Below are 1,116 nucleotides of genomic sequence, written 5' to 3'. Positions count from 1 at the left end.
GATCGCATGTGGATGGTCCATTGTTCTTTGTGGATGAGGTGGTGGTGATGGGAGCACAGGAGGGTGCCGTTGTCGGTGCCGGTGGTGCCGCCGTGTGACCAGTAGGTGGTGTGGTGGGCTTCGCACCAGGGGGCGGGGATGCTGCAGTTGGGGAAGGCGCAGCCTTGATCGCGGGCGGTGAGGGCTCTGCGGATGTGGGGAGGGAAGATGCGGGTGGTGCGGCCGATGTCGAGGATGCGTCCTTCGCTGCCGAGCAGGACCGGGATGATGTCCGCGTCGCAGGCGATTTTGCGGATGATGGCGGGCGTGACCGGCCCGGTGAAGATGAACGTTCCTGTGCCGGTCGCGGTGCCGGGTCCTGTGCTTAGTTCTGTTCCTGGGAGTGGCAGCTGGTGCATGCCAGTGGCCGTGGCCGTGTCTGGATCGGTGGTGGTGCCAGGGGGCGTCCCAGTGCCGGGGAACGGGGGCTGGCCCGTATCGGCGGCCCTGTCTGGATCACTGGCGGTGCCCGGGAATTCCCCGGTGCCGGGGGACGGGGGCTGGTCCGTGGCGGCAGCGCCCGGAGCTGCGCCGCGGGACGCGGCGTGCGAGGCGTCGCGGTGGTGGGCCTGGCCGGGTGCGGTCCGGGCGGTTGCTGTGGGTGTTGTTGGGGTGGTGCGGGTGTAGCGGGGGCCGGTGGCGGCGGCGGTCTCGAGCTGGGTGAGGAGGTCTTGGTAGCTGATGGTGACCATGACCTGGGGGCGGAGGCCTCCGGTGGCCGGAAGGGTGGCGGTGGCGAGGGCGGTTTTGCAGGCGCCGACCAGTCCGTCGAGGTGCTGCTGGGGCCGGGTGCGGCGTTCGAGGGGGGCATCGGCGGCCGCGGTTTCTGCGGCTGCGCCGAACCCCGGCCCCGCCTGCGCAACGTCCGCGTTGTCGGCTCCGCTGTTTCCGCCGTTTTCTGTGGCGGTGCCGGTGCCGGTGTGGGTGCCGGTGCGGGGGTTGGTGGCGGTGTTCATGACGGTGAGGAGGTGTTCGTACTGGTCGGTGGTGGCGAAGATTTCGAGGTGGTGGAGGCCGCGGCGGGGGCGGCGGAGGAAGGCGCCTTGGCGGTGGCGGAGTTCTTCTTCGGAGGGTTCG

The 1,116-nt window shown here is 70.3% G+C and carries 1 protein-coding gene; it reads right to left on the bottom strand.

What is annotated here, in order from left to right:
* The coding region (locus tag JYA52_RS22195; RefSeq protein WP_240459798.1) for an HNH endonuclease signature motif containing protein at positions 1-1,116 on the bottom strand (1,116 nt) is incomplete at both ends.

The sequence above is a fragment of the Arthrobacter pascens genome, from assembly GCF_017052465.1.
GTDB lineage: Bacteria > Actinomycetota > Actinomycetes > Actinomycetales > Micrococcaceae > Arthrobacter > Arthrobacter pascens.
The sequence above is the reverse complement of the archived record's forward strand: the minus strand, read 5'-3'. Positions and strand labels throughout refer to the sequence as shown.